The organism is Rhodopseudomonas rhenobacensis (genome assembly GCF_014203125.1).
GTDB classification, from domain to species: Bacteria; Pseudomonadota; Alphaproteobacteria; order Rhizobiales; family Xanthobacteraceae; genus Rhodopseudomonas_A; species Rhodopseudomonas_A rhenobacensis.
The window spans coordinates 21,439-39,972 of the sequence record NZ_JACHIH010000020.1 but is presented as its reverse complement, the minus strand read 5'-3'; the positions used below and the strand labels follow the sequence as shown (position 1 = coordinate 39,972).

The window sequence follows — 18,534 nt, the reverse complement described above, 5'->3', positions numbered from 1 at the left end:
TCGCGGCTTTGAAGCCGCATAATGCGGTGAAAGTTTATCTCAACGAATACATGGCCTTCGTGTCTCTACGAGGCAGACGAAGGTGGCACGGCGCAGAGGCTGCGCCGCACGCAGGGAGTGACGGATGGCTGGCGCAGAGACTGTCGAGAAGCTGGAAGACGTGATCGTGCGCTCGGCCGAGCAAGTCTCGGGCGAAATCCGCATCGCCCGCGACGCCATCGCCACGGTGATCTTCGGCCAGGACAAGGTGGTGGAAAACACTTTGGTCACCATCCTGTCCGGCGGCCATGCGCTGTTGATCGGCGTCCCCGGCCTCGCCAAGACCAAGCTGGTGGAAACCCTCGGCACCACGCTCGGGCTGGACGCCAAGCGGATCCAGTTCACCCCCGATCTGATGCCGTCCGATATTCTCGGTGCCGAGGTGCTGGACGAGAGCGTCACCGGCAAGCGCTCGTTCCGCTTCATCTCCGGCCCAGTGTTCGCGCAGTTGCTGATGGCCGACGAGATCAACCGCGCCAGCCCGCGCACCCAATCCGCATTGCTGCAGGCAATGCAGGAGCAGCACATCACGGTCGCCGGCGCCCGCCACGATCTGCCGAAGCCGTTCCACGTGCTGGCGACGCAGAACCCGCTGGAGCAGGAAGGCACCTATCCGCTGCCGGAAGCCCAGCTCGACCGCTTCCTGATGGAAATCGACGTCGACTATCCGGATCGCGACGCCGAGCGCCGCATTCTGTTCGAGACCACTGGCGCCGACGAGACGCTGGCCAAAGCGGCGATGAGCGCCGAGACGCTGATCACCGCACAGCGGCTGGTGCGCCGCTTGCCGGTCGGCGATTCCGTGGTCGAAGCGATCCTCACTCTCGTCAGATCCGCGCGTCCCGGCCCCGACGGCGGCGCCACCGACAAGCTGATCGCCTGGGGCCCGGGCCCGCGCGCCAGCCAGTCCTTGATGCTGGCGGTGCGCGCCCGCGCGCTGCTCGACGGTCGCCTCGCGCCGTCGATCGACGACGTACTCGATCTTGCTGAACCGATCTTGAAGCACCGCATGGCGCTGACCTTCGCGGCGCGCGCCGAAGGCACCACCATCCCCGAGGTGATCCGTCAGCTGAAGTCGCGGATCGGTTGATGGCAGACGCCGCCGAGCGCGATCCACCGGAAGTCCTCGCCCTTCGACGCGCCGACGGCGAAAGCCGGAGTCTCGCCGCGTCGTTGCCGCGGCTGATGCTGGAAGCCCGCCGGATCGCCGCCAATGTGATCCACGGCGTCCACGGCCGGCGACGCGCCGGCGCCGGCGAAAGCTTCTGGCAATATCGCCGCTTCGTCTCCGGCGAGCCGTCGCAGAATGTCGACTGGCGCCGCTCGGCGCGCGACGATCATTTGTACGTCCGCGAACAGGAATGGGAAGCCGCGCACACTGTGTGGCTGTGGCCGGACCGCTCGCTGTCGATGGCGTTCGCCTCCAAAGGCGCGCGCGACTCGAAGCTCGAACGCGCGCTGATCGTCAGCTTCGCGCTGGCGCAACTGTTGGTCGCCGGCGGCGAACGGGTCGGCGTGCCCGGACTGATGAACCCGACCTCGAACAGCAATGTGATCGACAAGATGGCGCAGGCGATGCTGCACGACACCGGCACCCGCGCCAGCCTGCCGCCGTCCTTCGTGCCGGCGGCGCTGGCCGAGATCGTCGTGCTGTCGGACTTGTGGTCGCCGATCGCCGAGATCAGGACCATGCTGGCGGGACTGTCGGCGTCCGGCGCGCATGGCACGCTGGTGCAGGTGGTGGATCCGGCCGAAGAGAGCTTTCCCTATTCCGGCCGCGTCGAATTCGTCGACCCCGAGGGCGGCGAGATGATCACCGCCGGCCGCGCCGAGAAATGGGCGAGCGACTATGTGGCGCGCGTCGCCGCGCATCGCGACCAGATCCGCGCCGAAACCAACAAGCTGGACTGGCTGTTCTCCACACACACCACCAGCCGCTCCGCCGCCGAACTGCTGCTGTTCCTGCACGCCGGCATGACGGTGACCAAGAACAGCGCTCCGGGCGTCAAAGTGGGGCGCAGCGCATGATGGGTTTTCTGCCGCTGTCCTTCGCCGAACCGCTGCTGCTGCTCGGCCTGGTCGCGCTGCCGGCGCTGTGGTGGCTGCTGCGGGTGATGCCGCCGCGGCCGCGCCGCGTCAGTTTCCCGCCGACGCGCCTTTTGTTCGAGATCGCGCCGAAGGAAGAGACGCCGTCGCGCACGCCGTGGTGGCTGACCGCGCTGCGGCTGCTCGCCGCCGCCCTGGTGATCTTCGCCGCCGCCGGGCCGACCTGGAATCCGCCCGCCGGCGCCGCCGGCTCCAGCGTGCCGCTGGTGATCCTGCTCGACGACGGCTGGAGTGCGGCGGCGAGCTGGGACGCGCGGCTGAAGGCCGCCGACGAATTGATCGCGAGCGCCGAAAGCGCGCGCCGCGGCGTGGCTTTGGTGGCGCTCTCCGAAACTAACCGCGATCCGACGCTGCTGCCGGCCGGCACCGCGCGCGTCGCGCTGCGCCAGATCGCACCGAAACCCTATGCGGTGGAGCGGGTCGACACTTTGCCGACGCTGGAGCGCTTCCTCAAAAGCACCGGCGATGCCGAAATCGCCTGGCTGACCGACGGCGTCGACACCGGGCGCGGGCCTGACTTCACCGCGGGCCTCGCCAAGACGATCGGCGATCGCACGCTGACGATCTTCGAAGGCGCGGCGTCGCCGCACGCGCTGGCGGCGGCGGAGAACGCCGCGGCGAAAATGACCGTCAAGGTGCTGCGCGCCGGCCCCGGCAGCCCCGAGGCCGGCACGGTGCGGGCGCTCGACGCCAAGGGCGCGCCGATCGGCGACGCGCGCTTTACGTTCGCGCCGCAGGACAGCGACACCGAAGCCGCGTTCGAACTGCCGGTGGAATTGCGCAACGACATCGCAAGGCTGGAGATCGCCGGCGAGCGCTCGGCCGGCGCCGTGCAACTCCTCGACAAGCGCTGGCGACGCCGCGCCATCGGCATCGTCTCAGGCGCCAGCAGCGACACCGCGCAGCCGCTGCTGGCCTCGACGTTTTATCTGACCCGCGCGTTGGCGCCATTCGCCGACGTCCGGGTCGGCGAACGCGGCGCGCCGCAGCTGGCGATCGCGCAGTTTCTCGATCAGAAGCTGCCGATGATCGTGTTGGCCGACGTCGGCGCGCTGGCGCCGGAGATCCGCGACCGCATCAACGCCTGGATCGAGGCCGGCGGCGTGCTGGTGCGGTTCGCCGGGCCGCATCTGGCGCAGGCCGATGACGACCTGGTGCCGGTGAAGTTGCGCCGTGGCGGCCGCAGCCTCGGCGGCAGTCTCACCTGGGAGAAGCCGCAGCATCTGGCGTCGTTCGCCGCCGGCGGCCCGTTCGCCGGCCTCGCGGTGCCGGCCGACGTCACCGTCAATCGTCAAGTCTTGGCGGAGCCGGACGCCGTGCTCGCCACCAAGAGCTGGGCCTCGCTGGTCGACGGCACGCCGCTGGTCACCGGCGACCATCGCGGCAAAGGGCTGGTCGCGCTGTTCCACGTCAGCGCCGACATGCGCTGGTCCGACCTGCCGATGTCCGGCACGTTCGTCGAGATGCTGCGGCGGATCGTCGATCTGTCCGGCTATACCGCAACGCCCGGCGCCGGTGTCGCCGCCGAACTCAACGTCGCCAACGCGGCGCCGCTGCGCACCCTCGACGGCTTCGGCGCGTTCGGCCCGCCGCCCTCGACCGCCAAGCCGATGCCGGCGGATTTCCGCGACCGCGCCACGCTCGATCATCCGCCCGGCTTCTACGGCCCGGCCGACGGCCCGCTCGCGGTCAACGCGCTGGCGGCAGCCGACCGCATCGCGGCGCTCGACACCTCTGGTCTGCGCGCCCGCCGCGCCGGCTACAGCACCGCCGAGCCGAGCGATCTGCGCGGCATCCTGTTGTCGACCGCGCTGGCGCTGTTCCTGATCGACGCGGTGATCGTGGCGCTGCTCGCCGGCAGCCTCGGCGCGATCTTCCGCCGCCGCCGCGCCGCTGCGGCGGCGTTGCTGCTCGCCGCCGCCCTGGCCGCAGTTGCGCTGATGCCGACGCCGAGCCAGGCGCAGACCACCACAAGACCCGCCGCGCAGGGCGCCAAGCCGGCGCCAAAACCCGCCGACATCGCGCCCGGCAATGACGACTTCGCCATCAAGGCGGTGAGCCAGACCCGGCTCGCCTATGTGGTCACCGGCAATGCGGACGTCGATTCCATCGTCAAGGCCGGGATGAGCGGGCTGACGCTGTTCCTGGCGCAGCGCACTGCGCTGGAAGCCGGCGAGCCGGTCGGCATCGACCCGGCCCGCGACGAATTGGCGTTCTTCCCGCTGATCTACTGGCCGGTGATCGCAGGCGCCCCGAAGCCGCCGCAGGACGCCATCAACCGCATCGACGCCTATATGAAGCAGGGCGGCACCGTGTTGTTCGACACCCGCGACGCACTGGAAGCGCCGCCTGGGCCGAACGGCGAATCCCAGACCCCCGGCATGCTGACGTTGCGCAACATCCTGTCGTCGCTGGATGTGCCGGAACTGGAGCCGGTGCCGCGCGAGCACGTGCTGACCAAGACGTTCTATCTGCTGCGCGACTTCCCCGGCCGCTTCAATTCCGGACAGACCTGGGTGGAGACGCTGCCGCGCGACGAGGACGACGATGCGGCCTCCCGTCCGGCCCGCGGCGGCGACGGCGTGTCGCCGATCATCATCACCTCGAACGATCTCGCCGGCGCCTGGGCGATGCGCTCGGACGGCCAGCCGATGCTGCCGCTGTCGCCCGGCGAGCCGCGGCAACGCGAATTCGCCTTCCGCGCCGGCGTCAACATCGTGATGTACACGCTGACCGGCAACTACAAGGCCGACCAGGTCCATGCCCCTGCGCTGATCGAACGGCTGGGGCAATGATGATCGAAGCGATCCAGCGAGCACTGATTTCACCTCTCCCCGCGCGCGGGGAGAGGTCGACCCGGCGTAGCGCAAGCGAAGCCGGGTCGGGTGAGGGGGCGCCTGAGTTTAAACGAGACGCCCCCTCACCCGACTCGAACGCGCTATCGCGCATTCGAGCCACCCTCTCCCCGCAAGCGGGGAGAGGGAAAAATCGTAGCGCTACTCCTATCAACTTCGAAACCTGCGGTTCGCAACGAATGGTCCATCCCGCCGGATCTGGCGACGGCCGGTGCCGAGCGCGCAATGACGATGGAGCTAGCGCCTAATGCAATACGGCATCGCCTTCGCACCCCTCGTCCCGACGCTGGTGCTGTGGATCGCGCTCGGCGCGGCGCTGCTGATCGCGGCATTGCTGCTGATCGGCCGCACCCGCGGCGCGGTGATCCGGATCGCGGCGCTGGCGCTGATCGTGCTGGCGCTGGCCAATCCGTCGTTCACCCGCGAGGAGCGCGAACCGCTGTCGAGCGTCGCGGCCGTCGTCATCGACAAGAGCCCAAGCCAGAATTTCGGCACCCGCACCCAGCAGACCGCGCAGGCGCAAGAGGCGCTGGTCAATCGCTTGAAGCAGATTCCCGGGCTCGAAGTCCGCGTGGTCGAGGCCGGACAGGCCGACGGCGAGACCGACGGCACCAAATTGTTCGGCGCGCTATCGACCGCGTTGTCCGACGTGCCGACCGACCGCGTCGCCGGCGCCTTCCTGATCACCGACGGCCGGGTCCATGACGTGCCGGCCAATGCCGCGGCACTCGGCTTCGCAGCCCCGGTGCACGCGCTGATCACCGGCCGCCGCGACGAGCGCGACCGCCGCATCGCCATCACCGCGGCGCCGCGGTTCGGCATCGTCGGCCAGGTCCAGACCATCACCTACCGGCTCGACGACCAGGGCATCAGCAATGAGCGCGCCCGCGTCGCGGTGCGCCGCGACGGCGAGACGCTGAGCGAGCGCACCGTGCTCTCGGGCCAGACCGTCAGCGTCGATATCGAGATCAAGCACGCCGGCCCCAACATCGTCGAGATCGAAGCCTCGCCGATCGAGAATGAACTGACCCTGGTCAACAACCGCGCCGTGGTGGCGATCGACGGCGTGCGCGACAAGCTGCGTGTGCTGTTGGTGTCGGGCGAGCCGCATGCCGGCGAGCGAACCTGGCGCAATCTGTTGAAATCCGACGCCAGCGTCGATCTGGTGCACTTCACCATTCTGCGGCCGCCGGAAAAGCAGGACGGCACCCCGATCAACGAATTGTCGCTGATCGCGTTTCCGACCCGCGAATTGTTTCAGCAGAAGATCAACGAATTTCAGCTGATCATCTTCGACCGCTACGCCCGCCAGGGCGTGCTGCCGATCGCCTACTTCGACAACATCGCACGCTATGTGCGCAACGGCGGCGCGGTGCTGGTCTCGGCTGGCCCCGACTACGCATCCACCACCTCGATCTGGCGCACGCCGCTCGACAGCGTGCTGCCGGCCGAGCCGGTCGGCGTCACCGAGAAGCCGTTCTACGCGCATCTGTCCGACGCCGGCAAACGCCATCCGGTGACCCGCGGGCTGGAAGGCTCAAGCTCCGAGCCGCCGCATTGGGCGAGGTTCTTCCGCACCGTGGACACCCGCAACGCCACCACGCCGCCGGTGATGACCGGCGCCGACGGCAAGCCGCTGTTGCTGCTGCAACGCTACGGCGAGGGCCGCGTCGCGCTGCTGTTATCAGACCATATCTGGCTGTGGGCACGCGGCTATGAGGGCGGCGGGCCGCATCTCGACCTATTGCGGCGGATGTCGCACTGGCTGATGAAGCAGCCGGATCTCGACGAAGAGGCGCTGCGGCTATCGCTGCAGGGCAAGGATCTGCAGGTGACGCGGCAGACCATGGCCGACGCCGTGACCCCGGTGACGGTGACCTCGCCGTCCGGCAAGACCCGCGAACTCTCGCTCGCGGCCTCCGATCCCGGCGCCTGGCGCGGCCTGACGCCGGCCGACGAACTCGGCCTGTGGCAGGCCACCGACGGCACGCTGAAGGCGCTGATCAATGTCGGGCCGCTCAATCCGAAGGAATTCTCCGAAGTCACCTCGACCACCGAGGTGCTGAAGCCGCTGGCGCAGGCCAGCGGCGGCGATTCCCGCCGCGTCACTGATGGCGACAGCCTCGACATGCCGCGGATCGTGCCGGTGCATTCTGCAAGCGTATTCCGCGGCGACGGCTGGATGGGGGTGCGGATGCGCGACGCCAGCGTGGTCACCGGCGTCGGCGTGCTGCCGATCTTCACCGGACTGATCGGCCTGCTGCTGCTGCTCGGCGCCTTCGCGGCGACCTGGCTGCGCGAGGGGAAGTAACGCTCTTTGGTCTGATCAGAGCCGCGGCATCGCCGCGACGGCAGCAGGCTCCCTCGCCCCGCTCTTGCGGGGAGAGGGGTGGGGTGAGGGGCTCTTGCCGACCCTTGAAGAGTGAAGCTCGATCAACCGCAGTGCCAGGCCCCTCACCCGCCCCGGCTCCGCTGCGCTCCGCCGGGTCGACCTCTCCCCGCGCAGCGGGGAGAGGTGCCGCGCGGCAAGGTGAGCGCGCACAAGCGAACGCACCGGACGTGTAGCGACGGCGCTCCGCCACATTATGAGTTCGCCCTACTTCCCCGCCGCCGCCTTGCGCTCGACGAAGGTCTTGCCGCCCTTCATCTTGTGCGCCAGCGGCGCTTCGTTGATCTGGATCACCACGGCGTCGGCGTCGACGCCGAGATTCGTCACCAGCGCCTTGGTGATGTCGCGCATCATCGCGGCCTTCTGCTCGTCGCTGCGGCCTACGGCCATGTTGATGGTGATCTCGGGCATTGAAGTCTCCGTGGTTGGGCGCACCGGCTGCGGCGCTGGGATGGGATTAGCGCGTCTGCCATTGCCGCGCCACGGCGGCGAGATCGTCCGGCACGGCGGCGCGGATCGCCGACGGCGTGCGGGAAAATCGCGGCGCCGGCGCCGGCTGCAGCACGCCGTCGTGCGAAACGAAAGCGCCGCGCTCCGCCATATGCGGATGGTTCGGCGCTTCCGACAGCGACAGCACCGGCGCGAAGCAGACGTCGGTGCCCTCCATGATCGCGCACCATTCGACGCGGGTTTTTGTGCGAAACACCTCGGCCATCTTCTCTCTTAGAACAGGCCAATCCTTCGGGCTCATCTGCCGATCGAACGCCGGATCGTCGAGCCCGGCGAGCCGGCGCAGCTCGGCGTAGAACTGCGGCTCGATTGATCCCAACGCGATGAACGCGCCGTCCCGGCATTGATAGGTGCCGTAGAAATGCGCGCCGCCGTCCAACAGATTACTTTCGCGCGTATCCTTCCAGCGCCCGGAGGCGGCGAGCTCGCAGAACAAAGACATCAGCGACGCCGCGCCGTCGCACATCGCCACATCCACCACCTGACCCTGCCCCGACTTCTTCGCCTCCAGCAATGCTGCGAGCAGCCCGACCACCAGATACAGCGCGCCGCCGCCGTAATCGCCGACCAGATTGAGCGGCGGCACCGGCCGCTCACGCTCCCCGATCGCGGCCAGCGCACCGCTGAGCGCGATGTAGTTGATGTCGTGACCGGCGGCCCCGCTGAGCGGGCCGCTCTGGCCCCAGCCGGTCATCCGCGCATAGACCAGCCGCTTGTTGCGGGTGGTGACGACGTCGGGACCGAGCCCGAGCCGCTCCATCACGCCCGGCCGATACCCCTCGATCAGCGCGTCGGCGCCGTCGAGAAGCTTCAGCACCTCGGCGATACAGGCCTTGTCCTTGAGGTCGGCTGTGATGGTGCGCCGGCCGCGCATCATCACCGTGCCGCGCAGCCCCATCTGCTGCTCGCCGCGGCTCAGCGTGACGACATCGGCGCCCATGTCGGCCAGCATCATCGCGGCGAACGGCGCGGGGCCAAGACCGGCGAATTCGACGATGCGAAGCCCGCTCAGCGGGCCGGAGGCGGGCGGGCGTTCAAGCGGCGCGTCGGCCGCGGGCGGAGTCAAAGTCTCGGTCACGCGGACGCTTTCATGAGGCTCGCTCCTGCGGTTTCGCGGCATTCGCCGTCGCGTCGATTGTGCCGTCGGCTCAGCGCGCCGGCAAGCGCGACCTCGCCTGCGAAATTCCGTGCGCTGAAACGTCGCCGCCGAAATCACCTTTGGACTGATTGAGTTCTGCCCGGCGCGGCTTTATCGATAAGTGATGAGTTCGAAACACACCCTACGCCCCAACGTGTTGCCGTGGCCGCCGATGCTCTTGGCCGGCGCCGCGGTGGCGTCGATCCTGCTCGGCGGCGCGCTGCCGCTGCCGGCGCTGCATGAGACCTGGACGGTGTGGCTCGGCGGCGCGGTGGTGCTGATCGGGATCGCGCTCGACGTCTGGGCGATCGTCACCATGCGGCGCGCCGATACCAACATCCTGCCGACCCGCGCCGCCGATCTCTTGGTGACCTGGGGACCGTTCCGCTACAGCCGCAACCCGATCTACCTCGCCAATACCATCCTGCTGATCGGGATCGGCATCGCGGTCGGCAATTACTGGTTCATGCTGTGCGCCCTGGCGTCGGCGCTGCTGGTCGACCGGCTGGCGATCCGCCGCGAGGAGCACCACCTCGCCGCGCGCTTCGGCGCCGACTGGATCGACTATTCGCAGCAGACCCCGCGCTGGCTGTTCTAAAGACGTTTCGCGCGGGATTGATGCGCTTCCAATTCCCAGGCTGTCATTCCGGGGCGCGAGCAGCAACGCTGCGAGCGAGCCCGGAATCCATAACCCCTGCAGGGGATATGGATTCCGGACTTGCTCGGTCTTGCGACCTCGCAATCCGGAATGACGGCCGCGTGTGGGTTGGGTGCCTCGCCCAAGCGAGAACACGCGAGCCGGCGCCTGCTAACGCCGCGCCTGAAAGAAACTTCGCAGCAGTTGCGCCGAACGCGTTTCGCCGAGTGCCGAATACACCTCCGGCACGTGATGGCAGGTCGGCTGCGCGAAAAACCGCACGCCGGATTCCACCGCGCCGCCCTTCGGATCGGCGGCGCCGAAATACAGCCGCCTGATCCGCGCGAACGAGATTGCACCGGCGCACATCGTGCACGGCTCCAGCGTGACGTAGAGGTCGCAATCGACCAGCCGTTCGCTGCCGAGCGAGGCCGCAGCCTGGCGGATCGCCAGGATCTCGGCATGCGCGGTCGGATCGCGGTCGGTCAGAGTGCGGTTTCCGGCGCTGGCGATCACCGCGTTGTTAAGCACGATGACGCATCCGATCGGCACTTCACCGGCGTTTTGGGCGGTTTCGGCGGCTTTCAGCGCCAAATCCATGAAAGATGCTGCGGTCATGCCTCGTCTCGCCCGAAAAACTCTGCTAGGAACAACCATTCAGCAAAAGTGGATGCCGGTTTTGCGTGAGATTGCGCCTTGAACAAAGAGTGCGCGCTCCTGCGATCCCGTTGACGTCGCTGCCCGCCATTCCGGATATCGAAACGAGACCTTCATGCCCCGCGATAACGACAAAAACAACGGCCCCGCGCGCGGCCGGCGCGACCGCCCCTCCGGCGGCAAGGGCGCTGCCGGCGGCAAGGGCGCTTCCGGCGGCAAGGGCCGCTCCGGCGCCGCGCGCGGCCCGGAAAAGAAATTCGCCAAGCGCGCCGGCGCCACCGATGGCGCGTTCGGCGGCGAGAAGAAGAGCTTTGGCAGCAAGCCCTATGCCGGTCCCGGCAAGCCCTACGCCGGCAAGCGCGAAGGCCCGCCGCCGCGCCGCGACGACGATCGCGCGCCGCGCCGTGAGTTTGGCGATGCGCCGCGTCCGCGTTTCAACAAGGACGACCGCCCCGCCCGCAGCAGCGGGCCGCGCAAGGAATTCGGCGAGAAGCGCGCTTATGCGCCGCGCGAAGGCGGCGAGAAACGTCCCTATACGCCGCGTGGCGAAGCCGGCGGCGAAAAGCGGCCGTACAGCCCGCGGCCGCCGCGCGAAGGCGGCTATGAGAAGCGCCCCTACGCCCCGCGGGGCGATGCGCCGCGCGGCGAGCGGTCGAACTTCAACGATCGCGGCCCGCGGCAGGATCGCGGCGACCGGGGTGATGCGCGCCCGGCGCGGTTTGCCGACAAAAAGTTCGGCGACAAGAAGTTCGGCGAGAAACGTCCCTACACCCCCCGCGAGGGTGCCGGCGAAAAGCGCCCCTACACGCCCCGCGAAGGCGCCGGCGAGAAGCGGCCCTACAGCCCGCGGCCGTCACGCGACGGCGATCGGCCGTTCAGCGCGCGGCCGCAAGGCGAGCGCAAATTCGGCGGCGAGAAAAAGTTCGGCCGCGGCGCGCCGGATCGCGGTCCGCGCAAGGAGTTCGGCAGCCGGCCGGATCGCGGCACCGATCGCGGCGATGCCAAGCCGTGGCAGAAGCGCGACGCCTCGGCGCCCGATCATGTCGGCCGCAACGCCCGCCCGCCCCGCGACGGCGCAAGGACTTTCGACAGACCGGATTTCGACAGGCCGCGGTTCGATCGGCCGCGCGAGGAAGGCGCCGAGCGTCCCCGCTTCTCCCGCCCGCGCGAAGACCGTCCGAAATTCGACCGGCCGCGCGAGGATCGTGGCGATCGTCCCGGCCGCAGCGCCTGGCAGGAGCATCCGCGCTCCGAGCCCGGCGCCGCCGAGCGGCCGCGCCGCGACAATGAAGACGATAGCAAAGTGTTCGCCAAGCGCCCGGCGTTCGGCGGCCGCGGCGCGTTTCGCGAGCGCAAGCCGGAAGAGCGCCGTCCGCCGCGCCCGCCGGCGCCGAAGAAGGCCGGCGAGCGGATCGCCAAGGTGGTGTCACGCGCCGGGCTCTGCTCGCGCCGCGACGCCGAGGAATGGGTCACCCAGGGCCGCGTCGCGGTCAACGGCCGCATCATCAATTCGCCGGCGCTCGACGTCACCACGCGCGACGTCATCACCGTCGACGGCAAGCCGTTGCCGCTGCCGGAACGCACGCGGCTGTTCATGTATCACAAGCCGCGCGGGCTGATGACCACGCACGCCGATCCGGAAGGCCGGCCGACCGTGTTCGACCATCTGCCGGACGGGCTGCCGCGGCTGATCTCGATCGGCCGGCTGGATTTCAACACCGAAGGCCTGCTGCTGCTCACCAATGATGGCGGGCTCGCCCGCACGCTGGAATTGCCCGACACCGGCTGGCTGCGGCGCTACCGCGTCCGCGCCCATGGCGAAGTCACGCAAGGCCAGCTCGACGAGCTGAAGAAGGGCGTCGAGGTCGACGGCGTGAAATACGGCTCGATCGACGCCACGCTGGAGCGCGATCAGGGCGCCAATGTCTGGCTGGTGTTCGCGATCCGCGAAGGCAAGAACCGCGAAGTCCGCAACGTCCTGGCGCATCTCGGGCTCGAAGTGAACCGGCTGATCCGGGTGTCTTACGGCCCGTTCCAGCTCGGCGAGCTGGAAGAAGGCCAGGTCGAGGAGGTCAAGACCCGGGTGCTGCGCGAGCAGCTCGGCGAGAAGATCGCCGCTGCGTCGGGCGCCGATTTCGGCCGCCAGATTCCCAGCAAGGGCGACGTCGATCTCGATCCGGTGGTGGTGAAGAAGCCGGTGTTCAAGCGCGGCACGGTGGAAGACCGCAAGGGCCGCCGCATCCTGGTGCAACGCACCGGCAGCGAGGAAGCCCGCGCCCGCAACGAGGCCGAAGCCAACGGCTACGGCCCGCCGCGCCGTCCGACCCGCGGCTACAAGGGCAAACGCGACCTCAAGCCGCGCGACGAGTGAGAGTGGGCGTGAGTTTGACGTTGCAGTTTGCCACGCAGTCCGCTTCACCTCTCCCCGCTCTTCGCGGGGAGAGGTCGACCGGCGTAGCGCAGCGAAGCCGGTCGGGTGAGGGGCCTGGCACGGCTTTCAATTCGACGCCGGCATTCGCCGGTCGCTCGCCCCTCACCCCACCCCTCTCCCCGCAAGAGCGGGGCGAGGGAGCGCGCCCTGCTCGCGGCAGCGTCGCCGCTCAACTTCAATGCAATGGGACCTGCCTCTAATGCGCGTGGTGGGCGGACGGCTGAAGGGCCGCAACATCGCGTCGCCGACATCGCGCGACATCCGGCCGACGCAGGACCGCCTGCGCGAGTCGCTGTTCAACATCCTGATGCACGCCTACGGCAATCCGATGCTGGACGCCCGCGTGCTCGACCTGTTCGCCGGCACCGGCGCGCTCGGCATCGAGGCGGTCTCGCGCGGCGGCAAATTCGCGCTGTTCGTCGACAACGGCGCCGAAGCCCGCGCGCTGCTGCGCAACAATGTCGAGGCGCTGGGGCTGGGCGGCGTCACCAAAGTCTATCGCCGCGACGCCGGCAATCTCGGACCCGCGCATCCGGTCGAACCGTTCGCGCTGGTGTTCTGCGATCCGCCGTACCGGATGAAGCTCGCCGAGAAGGCACTGACGTCATTGCGCGACGGCGGCTGGCTCGTGCCGGACGCGCTGGTGGTGGTCGAAGAGGCCAAGGACGCTGCGTTCGTAGCCCCCGCCGGCTACGAGGAACTCGAACGCCGCGCCTATGACGACACCGAATTCACGCTGTTGCGGTTCGGGGCGTAATCCCTGCAACTTTTCTTGCGATGGCGGTGATGGCCGATGCGCCTCGGCGACGGCAGCGCGCTCCCTCGCCCCGCTCTTGCGGGGAGAGGGGTAGGGTGAGGGGCCGATGCAGACCCTCATAGACTGAGAACAATGATGAACTGATTGCCGACCAGCATGGGTTGAAGATGCTGAGATGCCGTGCCTGGCCCCTCACCCGGATCGCAAGAGCGATCCGACCTCTCCCCGCGAAGCGGGGAGAGGTGAAGAAGCGCCGGGGAACTTAAGTCAGATCCGCCGCAGCGATCCAGAACACTTCGGCCTCGGACTCTTCGGTGTCGAGCCACAATAGCGGCAAATCGGGGAACGCGGCGTCGATATTGTCGCGGCCGCGCCCGATCTCGCACAACAGCCCGCCCGTCGGGGTGAGGTGCTGCTTGGCCTCGGCGAGAATCCGCCGCACGATGTCGAGCCCGTCCGCGCCGCCGTCAAACGCCAGTTCCGGCTCGAACCGGCATTCGTCCGGCAGATCGGCCATGCCCTGCGCGTCGACGTAAGGCGGGTTGGAGATGATCAGGTCGTAGCGGGTATCGCCGAGCGGCTTGAACAGGTCGCCCTGATACAGCGTCACCCGATCCTCGAGTTCGTAGATGTCGATATTCTCGGCGGCGACTTCCAATGCGTCCGGCGAGACGTCGACGGCGTCGATCCGGGCATTGGGGAAGCGCTGGCTGGCCAGCACCGCGAGGCAGCCGGAGCCGGTGCACAGATCGAGCACGCTTTCCACCGCCTCGGGATCGGCAATCAGCGAGCCGTCCTCGCCGTCGAAATGCGAGCCGAGCAGTTCGCCGATGAAGGAGCGCGGCACGATCACCCGCTCGTCGACATAGAACGGCAGGCCGAGCATGTAGGCCTTGTTGACCAGATAGGCCGCGGGCAGCCGCGTCGTCACCCGGCGATGGATCACCTCGAGGATCTGCTGGCCCTCGGCCGCGGTGACCCGCGCGGCGGCGAACTCCTCGAAACGCTCAGGGTGCAGATACAGCGTATCGCAGACCAAGAAAGCGGCTTCCGCCACCGGATCGGTGGTGCCGTGCGCGAACGCCAGATCGGCCTCGGCGAAGCGGCTGAGCGCATAGCGGACGTAATCGAACAGCGTCTGCAACTCGCCCGGCGCGACCTTGGCGAATTGCGACAGCGGCTTGGCGGCGCGCGTCACCGCCGGCTTGGCTTTGGCGGTCGGCTTGGTCTTGGCTGCGGTCTTGCTCGCGGTCTTGGCCTTAGGAGCGGCCTTGGTCTTTGCCTTGGTGATTGCCTTGGCCTTTGTCGTCTTCGCCATCAAGTTTTGTCCCAGCGGGCTGCGGCCGCGTCATCGTGTTGTTGGGCGGCGACCCAGGTGGAGCCGTCGGCGTTTTCCTCGCGCTTCCAGAACGGCGCGTGGGCTTTCAGATAATCCATCAGGAATTCGGCGGCCTGGAACGCGGCCTGGCGATGCGCCGAGGCGGCCAGCACCATCATGATGTTGTCACCCGGCGTCAGCCGGCCGACGCGGTGGATCACCGTGACGCCGGTGAGCGGCCAGCGCGCGCAGGCCTCGTGGGCGTGGCGCTCGATCTCGGCCTCGGCCATGCCGGGGTAATGCTCCAGCGTCATCGCCGCGAGGCCGCCGTCGCCGCGGCAGATGCCGCTGAACGACACCACCGCGCCGATGTCGGTGCGGCCGGCGGTCAGCGTGGCGATCTCCTGCGCCAGATCGAAATCGGCGTGCTGAATCCGGATGCTGACGGGGATGCTCATCGCAAGGCTAACCGCCGGTCATCGGCGGGAACAGCGCCACTTCATGGGCGCCGGCGATCAGCGTGTCCGGCTTGACGTGGGTCTGGTCGATCGCGGCGCGGATCACGCCGGGCTTCTCGAACGCGTAAGCATAGGTCTCGCCGCGACCGGCGAGCCAGCCGATCAGTTCGCCGACGGTGCGGACGCTGTCCGGCGGATCCAGGTTTTCTTCGGCGACGCCGATGCGCTCGCGCACCCAGGCGAAATATTTCAGCTTCATGCCGCGTCCTCTTCGATGAGATGATGAATCCCGGCGCGGAAATAGTCGTAGCCGGTGTACATCGTGATCAGCGCCGAGATCCACAGCAGCAACAGCCCGATCTGGGTGTTGAACGGCAACACCTGGTCGCCGGCCTCGCCGGCCAGCAGGAAGCCGATCGCGATCAGCTGGATCGTGGTCTTCCATTTCGCCAGCCGCGTCACCGGGACGCTGACCCGCAGCGCGGCGAGATATTCCCGCAGGCCGGAGACCAGAATCTCGCGGCACAGGATCACGATCGCCGCCCACAGCGTCCAGCCGTGGATGATGCCGTCGGCCGCCAGCATCAACAGGCAGGAGGCGACCAACAGCTTGTCGGCGATCGGATCGAGCATGCGGCCGAACGCCGAATGCTGATCCCAGATCCGCGCGTAGTAGCCGTCGAGAAAATCGGTGACCGCGGCCATCACGAACACCGCCAGCGCCACCCAGCGCAACCACAGCGGGCCGTCCTGGATCGACTGCGCAAAAACGCACCCGACTACCACCGGGATCGCGGCGATCCGGGCGAAGGTCAACAGGTTCGGAAGCGAGTAGGTATGCTTCGCGGTGGTTCTGGTGGAAACGCTGTTCATCCGCCTTACCAATACTGCCCAAGCTTCAAGGTCAACCACTCGCCGATCCAAAAGGTGAGACCCGGCGCGCGCTGGTTTTAATCCGATCCCGCCACAATCCCTAGCCCGGCTGGGGGTGGAAATAGTCGAAAATCCGTTTGGCACTTTCGGCGCTGATGCCCGGGACCTTGCCGAGATCGCCGAGCGAGGCGCGCTCGATTTCCTTCAGGGTCCCGAAGTGGTGCAGCAAAGCACGTTTGCGTGACGGCCCAATGCCGGGGATCTCCTGCAGCCCGGCCTCGCGAATGTCCTTCTTGCGCAGCTTGCGATGCGACCCGATGACGAAGCGATGCGCCTCGTCGCGCAGCCGCTGGATGAAATACAGCACCGGATCGCGCGGCTCCAGCTTGATCGCCTCGCGGCCCGGCATGAACAGGGTTTCCCGCCCGGCGTCGCGGTCCGGCCCCTTGGCCACCGCCATTAATGTCACGTTCGACAGCCCCAACGCCTGAAAGATTTCCTGCACCGCGTTGAGCTGGCCGCGGCCGCCGTCGATGATCACGAGATCCGGCCATTGCGGCACCTCGTCGTCTTTCGGCTTGGCCGCCTCGCCCTCCTGCGGCGGCGCCAATAGCCGCTTGAAGCGGCGTTCCAGCACCTCGCGCATCATGCCGTAATCGTCGCCAGGCGTAATGCCTTCGGAGCGGATGTTGAACTTGCGGTACTGGTTCTTGATGAAGCCGTCCGGCCCGGCGACGATCATCGCGCCGACCGCGTTGGTGCCCTGGATGTGGCTGTTGTCGTAGACCTCGATACGCTTCGGGGTGTGCGGCAGCTTCAGCGTGGTGACCAGGCCCTGCAGCAGCCTTGTCTGCGTCGCGGTGTCGGCGAGCTTGCGGCCCAGCGCCTCGCGCGCATTGGTCAGCGCGTGGCCGACCAGGTCCTTCTTCTCGCCGCGCTGCGGCGTGAGGATTTCCACCTTGTGGCCGGACTTGATGCACAGCGCCTCGGCCAGCAATTCGCATTCCTCGATTTTGTGCGACAGCAGGATCTGCTTCGGCGGCGCCTTGTCGTCGTAGAACTGCGCCAGGAACGCCGCCAGCACCTCCTCGGCGGTGAACGTCTTTTCGGCGCGCGGGAAATACGCCCGGTTGCCCCAGTTCTGCCCGGTGCGGAAGAAGAACACCTCGACGCAGAAGTAACCGCCCTCCTGATGGATGGCGAACACGTCGGCTTCCTCGACGGTGCGCGGATTGATGCCCTGCTGCGACTGGATCGCCGACAGCGCCGCGAGCCGATCGCGGTACAGCGCCGCGGTCTCGTATTCCAGCTCGACCGCGGCCTTGTCCATTTCGCCGGCGAGTTCCTGCTTCACCAGCCGGCTGCGGCCGGACAGGAAGTCAGTCGCCTCGCGCACCAATGCGGTGTAGCCGGGGAAATCGATCTCGCCGGTGCACGGGCCGGCGCAGCGCTTGATCTGATACAGCAGGCACGGCCGGGTCCGGCTCTCGAAGAACGCATCGGTGCAGGAGCGCATCAGGAACGCGCGCTGCAGCGCGGTGATGGTGCGGTTGACCGCGCCGACCGAGGCGAACGGCCCGAAATAGCGCCCGGGACGCGACTGCGCGCCGCGGTGCTTGATGATCTGCGGCGCCCAATGGTCGCCGGTGATCAGGATGTAGGGAAACGACTTGTCGTCGCGCAGCAGCACGTTGAAGCGCGGCCGCAGCTGCTTGATCAGATTGGCTTCGAGCAGCAGCGCTTCGGTCTCGGTGGCGGTGGAGATGATCTCGACGCTGACGGTGGCGGCGATCATCCGCGAGATCCGCACCACATGCCCGGTCGGCCGCGCGTAGGACGCCAGCCGCTTTTTGACGTTCTTGGCCTTGCCGACATAGAGCACGTCGGAGGCGGCGTTCAGCATCCGGTAGACCCCGGGCGAAGTCGGCGCCAGCCGTACCGCCTGCGCGATCGCCGAGCGGCCGACCGCGAGCGGACCCGCCGGCACCTCGTCGGAGGCGTCGTCGGGAACCTGCGGCAGAACCGGCTCGTCGTCGTCCTCGGCGGCGAGGCTTTCGGTGGCGGCATCGATGTCGGGAGCAGCCTCGGCGGCGTTCGCGTCCGGCGGCGGCAAGGCCTGGCCGATCGCGACCTCGGGTTCCGGCGTAGCGTCGGCCGCAGCCTCGGGAGTGTCGATGGGGTGTTGAATCATCGCGCCAGATTTAAGCCTTCGCGGCTGCGACCGCCAGCGCACCGCCGCGCACGGAACTCGCGTGAACGCCTCATCGCAAAAGTAAGGACTTCTTAAACATCAATACTGGTCGATACCGAGGCCGCGGGGCGCTTTAACAACCGCTTAACCTAAAACTCTCGATAAATCTTAGCGG

The 18,534-nt window shown here is 68.0% G+C and carries 15 protein-coding genes; 7 read left to right on the top strand and 8 right to left on the bottom strand.

The window, feature by feature from the left end:
• Positions 1-124: 124 nt before the first annotated feature.
• The 4 genes from HNR60_RS15420 to HNR60_RS15405 all read left to right on the top strand — a co-directional run bounded on the left by HNR60_RS15420 (position 125) and on the right by HNR60_RS15405 (position 7,311).
• The gene (locus tag HNR60_RS15420) at positions 125-1,129 is read left to right on the top strand and encodes an AAA family ATPase (protein WP_184259012.1); all 1,005 of its coding nucleotides are present in this window, start codon (positions 125-127) and stop codon (positions 1,127-1,129) included.
• Complete coding sequence (locus HNR60_RS15415; protein WP_184259010.1) at positions 1,129-2,067, top strand: DUF58 domain-containing protein; 939 nt, start codon at positions 1,129-1,131, stop codon at positions 2,065-2,067. The genes HNR60_RS15420 and HNR60_RS15415 overlap by 1 nt, the downstream gene beginning before the upstream one ends.
• The gene (locus tag HNR60_RS15410) at positions 2,064-4,940 is read left to right on the top strand and encodes a DUF4159 domain-containing protein (protein ID WP_184259008.1); all 2,877 of its coding nucleotides are present in this window, start codon (positions 2,064-2,066) and stop codon (positions 4,938-4,940) included. Before HNR60_RS15415 ends, HNR60_RS15410 begins: the two co-directional genes overlap by 4 nt.
• 307 nt (positions 4,941-5,247) lie before the next feature.
• Positions 5,248-7,311, top strand: coding sequence for a hypothetical protein (locus HNR60_RS15405; RefSeq protein WP_184259006.1), 2,064 nt, complete (start codon positions 5,248-5,250; stop codon positions 7,309-7,311).
• 285 nt (positions 7,312-7,596) lie between these two features.
• Here HNR60_RS15405 and HNR60_RS15400 read toward each other — a convergent pair whose 3' ends face one another.
• Positions 7,597-7,800 carry a tautomerase family protein gene (locus tag HNR60_RS15400; RefSeq protein ID WP_184259004.1) on the bottom strand — a complete coding sequence of 68 codons (204 nt, stop codon included), beginning with the start codon at positions 7,798-7,800 and terminating at the stop codon, positions 7,597-7,599.
• A gap of 46 nt (positions 7,801-7,846) precedes the next feature.
• Positions 7,847-8,977 (bottom strand): CaiB/BaiF CoA transferase family protein, encoded by a 1,131-nt coding sequence (locus HNR60_RS15395; RefSeq protein WP_347339349.1) that lies wholly within the window; start codon positions 8,975-8,977, stop codon positions 7,847-7,849.
• 184 nt (positions 8,978-9,161) lie between these two features.
• Between HNR60_RS15395 and HNR60_RS15390 the strand changes: the two genes are divergently transcribed.
• Positions 9,162-9,635, top strand: coding sequence for a methyltransferase family protein (locus HNR60_RS15390; RefSeq protein ID WP_184259002.1), 474 nt, complete (start codon positions 9,162-9,164; stop codon positions 9,633-9,635).
• Positions 9,636-9,845: 210 nt separating this feature from the next.
• On the opposite strand, the gene HNR60_RS15385 is transcribed toward HNR60_RS15390, so the two are convergent.
• Positions 9,846-10,292 (bottom strand): nucleoside deaminase, encoded by a 447-nt coding sequence (locus HNR60_RS15385; protein ID WP_184259000.1) that lies wholly within the window; start codon positions 10,290-10,292, stop codon positions 9,846-9,848.
• Positions 10,293-10,446: 154 nt separating this feature from the next.
• Between HNR60_RS15385 and HNR60_RS15380 the strand changes: the two genes are divergently transcribed.
• Together HNR60_RS15380 and rsmD are read left to right on the top strand one after the other, a co-directional pair.
• Positions 10,447-12,702: a pseudouridine synthase gene (locus tag HNR60_RS15380; protein WP_184258998.1), complete on the top strand. Its 2,256-nt coding sequence runs from the start codon at positions 10,447-10,449 to the stop codon at positions 12,700-12,702.
• 259 nt (positions 12,703-12,961) lie between these two features.
• Positions 12,962-13,519, top strand: a complete 558-nt coding sequence (gene rsmD, locus HNR60_RS15375; RefSeq protein WP_184258997.1) for a 16S rRNA (guanine(966)-N(2))-methyltransferase RsmD — start codon at positions 12,962-12,964, stop codon at positions 13,517-13,519.
• A gap of 262 nt (positions 13,520-13,781) precedes the next feature.
• On the opposite strand, the gene prmB is transcribed toward rsmD, so the two are convergent.
• The 5 genes from prmB to uvrC form a co-directional block, all read right to left on the bottom strand.
• A complete protein-coding gene (gene prmB, locus HNR60_RS15370; protein WP_210313585.1) occupies positions 13,782-14,837 on the bottom strand; it encodes a 50S ribosomal protein L3 N(5)-glutamine methyltransferase in 1,056 nt (351 codons plus the stop codon).
• A complete protein-coding gene (locus HNR60_RS15365) occupies positions 14,837-15,295 on the bottom strand; it encodes a molybdenum cofactor biosynthesis protein MoaE (RefSeq protein ID WP_184258995.1) in 459 nt (152 codons plus the stop codon). Before HNR60_RS15365 ends, prmB begins: the two co-directional genes overlap by 1 nt.
• A 7-nt stretch (positions 15,296-15,302) precedes the next feature.
• Entirely contained in the window at positions 15,303-15,554 is a 252-nt protein-coding gene (gene moaD, locus HNR60_RS15360) for a molybdopterin converting factor subunit 1 (protein ID WP_184258993.1), read from the bottom strand.
• A complete protein-coding gene (pgsA, locus tag HNR60_RS15355) occupies positions 15,551-16,168 on the bottom strand; it encodes a CDP-diacylglycerol--glycerol-3-phosphate 3-phosphatidyltransferase (RefSeq protein WP_184258991.1) in 618 nt (205 codons plus the stop codon). The genes moaD and pgsA overlap by 4 nt, the downstream gene beginning before the upstream one ends.
• A 100-nt stretch (positions 16,169-16,268) precedes the next feature.
• Positions 16,269-18,359, bottom strand: coding sequence for an excinuclease ABC subunit UvrC (gene uvrC / locus HNR60_RS15350; RefSeq protein ID WP_184258989.1), 2,091 nt, complete (start codon positions 18,357-18,359; stop codon positions 16,269-16,271).
• Positions 18,360-18,534 lie beyond the last annotated feature (175 nt).